General features: G+C 41.5%; 8 protein-coding genes. All 8 read right to left on the minus strand.

Annotation, left to right across the window (positions count from 1 at the left end):
* Positions 1 to 29: 29 nt before the first annotated feature.
* Positions 30 to 998, minus strand: a complete 969-nt coding sequence (locus QME58_13655) for a hypothetical protein (GenBank protein MDI6804861.1) — start codon at positions 996 to 998, stop codon at positions 30 to 32.
* On the minus strand, positions 995 to 1,219 hold the full coding sequence (locus QME58_13660) for a hypothetical protein (protein ID MDI6804862.1): 225 nt from the start codon (positions 1,217 to 1,219) through the stop codon (positions 995 to 997). Before QME58_13660 ends, QME58_13655 begins: the two co-directional genes overlap by 4 nt.
* A 698-nt stretch (positions 1,220 to 1,917) precedes the next feature.
* Entirely contained in the window at positions 1,918 to 3,348 is a 1,431-nt protein-coding gene (locus tag QME58_13665) for a hypothetical protein (protein ID MDI6804863.1), read from the minus strand.
* Between the two features lie 35 nt (positions 3,349 to 3,383).
* Positions 3,384 to 3,803 (minus strand): hypothetical protein, encoded by a 420-nt coding sequence (locus QME58_13670; protein MDI6804864.1) that lies wholly within the window; start codon positions 3,801 to 3,803, stop codon positions 3,384 to 3,386.
* A gap of 18 nt (positions 3,804 to 3,821) precedes the next feature.
* Entirely contained in the window at positions 3,822 to 4,241 is a 420-nt protein-coding gene (locus QME58_13675) for a hypothetical protein (protein ID MDI6804865.1), read from the minus strand.
* A gap of 51 nt (positions 4,242 to 4,292) precedes the next feature.
* On the minus strand, positions 4,293 to 4,829 hold the full coding sequence (locus tag QME58_13680; GenBank protein MDI6804866.1) for a hypothetical protein: 537 nt from the start codon (positions 4,827 to 4,829) through the stop codon (positions 4,293 to 4,295).
* A gap of 76 nt (positions 4,830 to 4,905) precedes the next feature.
* A complete protein-coding gene (locus QME58_13685) occupies positions 4,906 to 7,137 on the minus strand; it encodes an ATP-dependent Clp protease ATP-binding subunit (protein ID MDI6804867.1) in 2,232 nt (743 codons plus the stop codon).
* A 38-nt stretch (positions 7,138 to 7,175) separates the two neighbouring features.
* Positions 7,176 to 7,259, minus strand: a complete 84-nt coding sequence (locus tag QME58_13690) for a hypothetical protein (GenBank protein MDI6804868.1) — start codon at positions 7,257 to 7,259, stop codon at positions 7,176 to 7,178.
* Positions 7,260 to 7,278 lie beyond the last annotated feature (19 nt).

The raw sequence follows: 7,278 nt of genomic DNA on the forward strand, positions 1-7,278 counted from the left end.
CAAGGGTGAAACTTAAAAGATTATATCCGTCAATTCATGGCTAACACAACACTAGATGGTAAAGTGTATCGTATTGTCGTTGAGGGATTGAATGGATTAGGATAGTTTTGAGATAAAGATATTTCACCTGGCAATGGGTTTATTTGTTGTATGTTAGTGATGATACCAACATTCCCGGTACGTCCAGTATGCTGAGCATATATACCGCCTAAGGTTGTCCAGAATACCTTGATGATACCACCATTGTTGTCAGCAGCCGATACATCGAAGTAAGCGTTCCATGGGTCTCGCATGTACAATACAGGCTCTTGCCAGATCATTCGACCAAATTGATTATAGCGCTTTGCAGTAGTAGGGCAGGCAATAACAAGTCCATGGTTCCCATCCGCGAATGCTTGGCCTCCGAAATTTATACCTTGAAATTGTCGCACCATAGCTACACCTGTACAATCAATATTAACAATGCTATCTCCATAAGTGACCATCATGTACACACCGCCATACCCATCAGGGACAAAATACCATCCTTTTTCCTTGCAACTATCTGGAATTTGGGGTGTTGATACCCAAACTGTATCCCCCCTTTTTCCCATTTTGTATTGTTTCTCGATTTCTGGATAGGACGTGAAATATACAATACTATCCCCCTCAGAAGTTATGGTGAAGAATATTTTTTCTCGTTGCGTAGTAATGATATTCCCGAATACGTCTACAGTTCTGGAGAAATTCCCACCAGCATAATAGTTTATATAAAGTCGCTCACCACCTTTCCTCATCGTATAGAGAGAATAATGGTCAGATTCAACAAAGCTTGAGTCGATGGCACGCTCCCACACAACTACCGCCCCGCTGTCGTACCGCGCTGCTCGCAGGTCGTGGCGATTCGGTGCACCGGGGTAATTAAACCCTCCATCAGTCAACGCAAGCAAGAATCCACCATGGTTATCACTTACAATTGCCCCATACTTCAATCCACTTTCTGGTCCTATGAGCTTCACACCACCATTTCCCCATCGAACAACTCCGTTACTGTCAATACGTTGAACGTAAATGGCGTTGTTAAACCAGCGACCACTTTGCGGATCTTGGAAACCTTCACGATGATCGTACCAAAAGAATATAACGCCGCCACCACCATCACTGACCCATCCGCCCCAATTGTGGCTGTATGGCGTTTGAAGAAATGTGATAAAGCTGCTATCGTTATAATGCACTTCATTTGGTGTTACCCATTGTTTAAGTCCATAAGGATCGAGCTTCTGTGCAAAGATGTAACTATCCAGTGCACCGAGGATGATCGAGCTTCCGTCGGTGAATGGCACAATACCAGGGAATAAACCAGGACAAACATATAAAGCACTATCAGTACTTGTAGATGTTGACCATTGTGAATACGAATTGAAATGAAATAAAAATAAGAGTGTTAATATTATTTTACCAGTTATACTCATTATTTATTAAAGTAACTTTCCAACTTAATCATTATAAATGTAAGCTCAATTTAGTAATAACGCGATTTTTTCGCAAAATATTTGTTCCAGTAACAGAATTGGTATTAATATACGAGAACACTTAGTCCGTCAACCGATGGACACATAGCAGTATTTGGACACTTTATTAAAGAGCCGTCATTAGCCAACCGTTATTGCAAGTCCACCAGTTAAACGATGGACGAAGCCTGCTCGCCGCAGGCAGGCAGTCTGATAATCTGAATTATTTTAGAAAAATCAGATTGTTTCCGTCGCTGTCTAAAAAGTAAAATATACTGTCTGTCTGAGCTTGTCGAAGGTTTGATTTTGCTCACTTTCACATTTCGACAAGCTCAATGTGACTGGATCTCGTACTTATTGGACAGCCCCATAGCAATGACAATCAAGCAACACGCTCTTACAATTTCGTTGAGGAACGGTTAAATTATTACTTACTGCCTTCTTTCCAATGCTCAGAATCAGTAGAAACCAGATACATGTTCAACTGACGTATCGCATTCTTGTACTTAACATTTATGCGAATATCGATTGCCTGGTTATTTACAGAGCCATCAGGATTTGTAACAACTTCCACTCCTTCGACTTTCCCAAACTCGAGCATTTTTGCCGGACCACCGGTATTGTGCATCAGGAATTTCTGTATTGCCGACTGAATCTGGTCACGACTTGACTGCTCGTTTGGAACGAATGTACGTCCGTTCAGATAATGTAGAACAACTTTAGCAATATACTCATCGCAGCGCTTTACTGTGTACTGGTCCATACCTTCATCGCCCAGACCGCTCGCTAAGTATAAAGTATCTACACCCCAGAATACAAGACCTTCATAGAAAGCTACTGGGATAAGAGCTTTATTGAACTTCATCTGCTGACCGCCGCGGATGTTCCACTTCATTTCTAACGGTGAGCCATCGGGCGTGGGTAATTTTATCTCGTGCGGTTTGTTCGCTTGTGCTATATGGATACCTTCCTTTATATCGCCTTTGTATATCTTACCGGCAAGAATTCCTGCGGGGTTAATATAAAAATCTCCTAGCTCTTTCTCGAACCGATTTGCACGACGAATTCTAAGCGGATTAGCAACCACAGAAATGTGTTGTTTTATCGGGTCTGTTGATTTCAATTCAGCTAAGTCGCCACCAACATCGAACAACTCTTGCGCTTCTTTTATTGACATATCCGGGAATCCGCAGAAGAGATGTGCCATACTGTGGTTTGCAAGTTCTCCATACTTAGCTAATTTTGCTTCGCTTCCGGGCCAATCAGGAATTACAAACATACCGATTAAGCTTTTCATATCGAAGTTTTCCCGGTTCGGAAATCTTGCAGCAAGACCCGTTTCAGGATCCATTATTGCATTGAAATCACGGTCGGCGTGCGCATTTACTATCGAGACATAAGCTACGGCTTCACCCGGGTTGAGGCGCGATTCATAGAAAAACGTGTCGAGTTCTCTGTATGTTTTTTCCAGCCCGCGTTGTTTTGCAAAAACTGCTGCCATGTTTTGTTGGAATACTTGAGAAACCATTTCACGTCTTTCTTTTACACGAGATCTCAGAGTTGCAAGGTCGGCAGCACCGGCGAGCATATCTTTAAGTACTTCTAACCGCTTAAGATAAACATATCCCGCGTTTACATCGGCTTTAGAGCGTGTTATCTTCAACGGTTTTGCAACAGATTCCTTAGAAGTTTGCATATTCTCCATCGGGAAATCTTTTGCAGAGGGTAGAATCTTAAGTGCAACTCCGTCGGGAAGCAATGACCCGGTTTTTGGAGCAAGTATAGCAGCGAGTTCATTCGTTTTTATAGCTACAGCAGTTGTTTCACGAACCTGAGTTTTATCTTTTTCATCTGGCATGGTTCTATCCTTTCATGATATTTATTTGTTCATATTTATTTAAAAGCTTTGAGTGCAAATTTCGCACCTTTACCGCCGGCTTTATAATCTAATTCTCCAACTTTTATTTCAAATGATTCAAGCGTTGGCAATTGAGGCTCGATGGGATTTTTTAATGCCCAGCGTGATATGAACGCCTTCTTGATTTCGAAAGCATAGTTATCTTTTATATCATCACCATGACATTCGATTGTACCGCTTGTTAGTATGTTCTTCCTGCCATCTTCGTTAGTTGCCATACCAAACGCTTCTACGATTGCATTGTTACTTGCATCACGGGTAATGTTTATTGTAGCAGCGAAAGTCGGTTCTCTGTATATGCCGCGTGAATCACCGGGCGTTTCGATTCGCACTCGTACTTCTTGAACATTAGGGATTGTAACCCCGTTTAGTTTTATTGCATAATCTTTTATCATTTTATTATCTCCTTTCCTTTACTTGCGTTTAAATTCAGGGACACTGAATGTTTTAGATTTTCCACCGCCTGACAGCGACATTTTACCGACTTTAAATTTTATCGTTTCGTACATATCGGTATCTTCGGGTGGTTGATGGAATTCCCAACTACTTATGTATGCTTCCTTCATCTCGATTGTGTATGTTTCTTTAAGCTCGGCATCCTGCAACACAATCGTTCCATCGATTATCTTTAATCGACCGTCTTCATTAGTGGCAAGTTTAAAAATTTCACTTGTCGGGGTGTTGCGTGCCCGCCTGTACAATTCTACTGTTGCGGCACAGGTCCGTCCATCATAATCTCCTCTTGGACCGACGGGTGTGTTGATATTCAGAGTCACACCTTCGACTTCGTCTATCTTGACCCCGCTGATCTTTACAGATTTTGGTTGTGGCATAGTTATTCTCCTTAAGAAATATTGTTTATAGTTTATTTATTAATTATTTAGTTAATCTCCACCGAGAGATTCTAATTTTACATCTTCGATCAATTTTTTCATCCGCTCAATTTCTGCCTCGAGGGTTTGGATTAAAGCTTCTTTGTTGTTCTGGAAGAGTTGAGCTACCTTTTGATCTTTTAAACGCTCCTGTAAATCCTCTAATGCAAGATACGAAAGCTGCTGGTCGAGTAAAACTCGTTCGCCCTCGGAAGATTTTGCTTTTACGGCAATGTTCTCAGCCCCGAAATCGTCCATTATCTGGGATGGGTCTTCGCCGTAGTTCATAGTTATAGATGCGGTTGATTCTTCGACCTTATCGGCTCCTAACTTGTCGAGCTTTTTAATTTCGAGGTCAACTTTAGGTTTGAAGTTGGCTGCAACCTCAGCAACCGAACCGCATTCTACGGGTGTGCAATCTTCACCGGCAGTCTCAGGATTAACCGAAGCGATTATTGTGGTGAAGTTACTGTTAAGTTCAGCAACTCCCGGTGCAGCATTTGTGGGAAGTATTCGTCGAGCTTTGTCGACATCTTGTGTTTTACCCATGGTTATTCCTTTATTTTTGTTGTTAGATAATTTTTTATTTGATACTTTCTTTCCAAATAATTTTTGTATCCATCTTTTAATCAATGACAACATCTAAGATAGAGTCCTTGTTAGTTATTAATATTTTCTCTGGGATATACATACCTCCTTTCTCTTGTCGGCGCTTCAGAATTTCAGTCGCCATTACACTTGCTAATTCCGTATCTATAAAAGTAGTGATTGAACGGGCTCCGAATTCTTTCTGATAACCGTTCTTTACAATAAGTTCTCTCGCTTCCGGCAGGAGTTCAATATTAACAGGATGACCGCCTGGTGATTTTGAAAACTCCTGACTGTACGAAGCCAATTTTTGGTCAACAACTCTATGTACATCTTCAGGTTTGAGGAATTTGAATACCACGACTTCGTCCATACGTTTAATAAATTCGGGTCCAAGGTGCCGTTTGAAATGGTCGAGTGCTTTCTGTGCCTGTTGGTTTTCATCAACATTGGCAACATCGATATCAACTCCGGTAAAACCGTAATTGGATGTTAGAATGAATACCGTGTTCGAAAAATTAATCGTATGTCCCTGACTATCAGTCAATCTCCCCTCATCAAAAACTTGTAGGAACAGGTTACACACTTTTTTATGTGCCTTATCAATTTCATCCAACAACACCATTGAATAGGGTCTGCGGCGAATGGCTTCCGTTAAAACGCCACCTTCTTCGTAACCTACTAATCCAGGATCGGCACCTACAAGCCGGCGGCTTGTGTGTTCGTCAGTATATTCAGACATATCCAAACGGACCAACTGTTTAGAGCTGGCATACAATTCAATTGCAATCTGTTTAGCAAGATAAGTTTTGCCAACACCCGAAGGACCGATAAATAAGAAGATTCCTCTTGGGCGGACAGAATCACGGAAAGGTAGCGACATCATACGTAAGCGTTTTGCAATTGTGCTGATTACCTCATCCTGACCAACAACATCTTTCTTGAGAATATCTTCAATACCTAACAATCGCGCAGATTCATCTTTAAAAATTTTATCAACAGGAATTCCTGTCTTCTCTCCTACTGCCACGGCAATATCTTCGTTTGTAATGATTGCATCGGGGCGTTCACCTAAAACATTCGCAAGCCGAACACGTGCTAATGTGTTATCGAGTACCTGAATTGCTTTAGCCGGGAATTGATTATCGCCGATATATCTGCCGGACAAACTAACAATCGTTTCGATCTGGTCGTCGGGAACTGTGGCTTGATGATGTTTCTGAAATTTCTCTCGCACTCCTTTTAATATAGTAACTGTTTCCTCGTGAGTCGGTTCGGGGACATTCACTCTTCCGAATCGACGGGTAAAGGCAGGATCCTTTTCTATGTGTTTTCGATACTCGGCATAAGTCGTTGCACCGATCAACCACAGTTCACCTCGCGCCAGAGCCGGCTTGATTAAATTTGCCGCATCGAGCGCACCCGATGTTTGTCCTGCGCCCATGAGAGTATGAATTTCATCAACAAATAGTATCGTGTTTCCTTTGTGTCCTGAGATTGCTTTGATAATCGCTTTCAATCTTTCTTCGAACTCACCGCGATAGTTTGCACCTGCTAATAACAATCCGACATCGAGAGATAAAATTTTCTTACCGTTGAGAACTGGTCCAGCTTCACCCGCTGCTATTTTAACTGCGAGTCCTTCAACGATATGAGTTTTACCAACACCGGCGTCTCCGATGAGTATGGGATTGTTTGTCATTTTTTGAGAAAGAATCGTTGTAATCTGGCGAATCTCACTCTGCCTGCCAATGACGGCTCCTAATTTACCGTCCGTCGCCTGCTTAACTAAATCGATGCAGAACTTGGAGAGGACATCTTCTTTTTCGGACTCACCGAGAGTTACAGTGGCAAGTTCTTTCTCGCCTTTTGTAAAATTCTTATACTCATAAGGAGTAATTGCACAATCCCAGATAACTTCGGTTAGCGGGTCGTTCTCGATTTCAACAACGGCAACCACTAAGTCTCTCCAGCTAACATCTTGGCTATCTTCCCTTTTTGCTTTTTCAAAACAGATCTTCATACGAGGTGAAGCTTCACGCGTGTCGCTGGTTGCAGACCTTGGTAAATCCTCCATCCTCTTTTTTATTACACCCTGAACATGAGCTTTAGAAATTTTTTGCGATTCTAAAAACTCAACAAAGCTTGCTTCGTTCACCTGAAGTTCTACCCATAAAATATGTTCAGGTTCCACCTTTTGGTGTCTAAGAACTTTTGCTTCTTCTTGAGCTTTCAGAAGATTAGACTTACACCTTTCATCAAATTTCATATACTTCCTCTTATTTTTATGCCATGTTTCATTTTATTCTAACGTAACAGTAACATTTTCTTAATTGAAGTGTAATTACCTGCATTCAATTTATAAAAATAAACGCCACTTGTCAAATTTATTGCATCAAATTCTACAGAT

This window comes from Bacteroidota bacterium (assembly GCA_030017895.1).
Lineage (GTDB): Bacteria > Bacteroidota > Ignavibacteria > UBA10030 > BY39 > JASEGV01.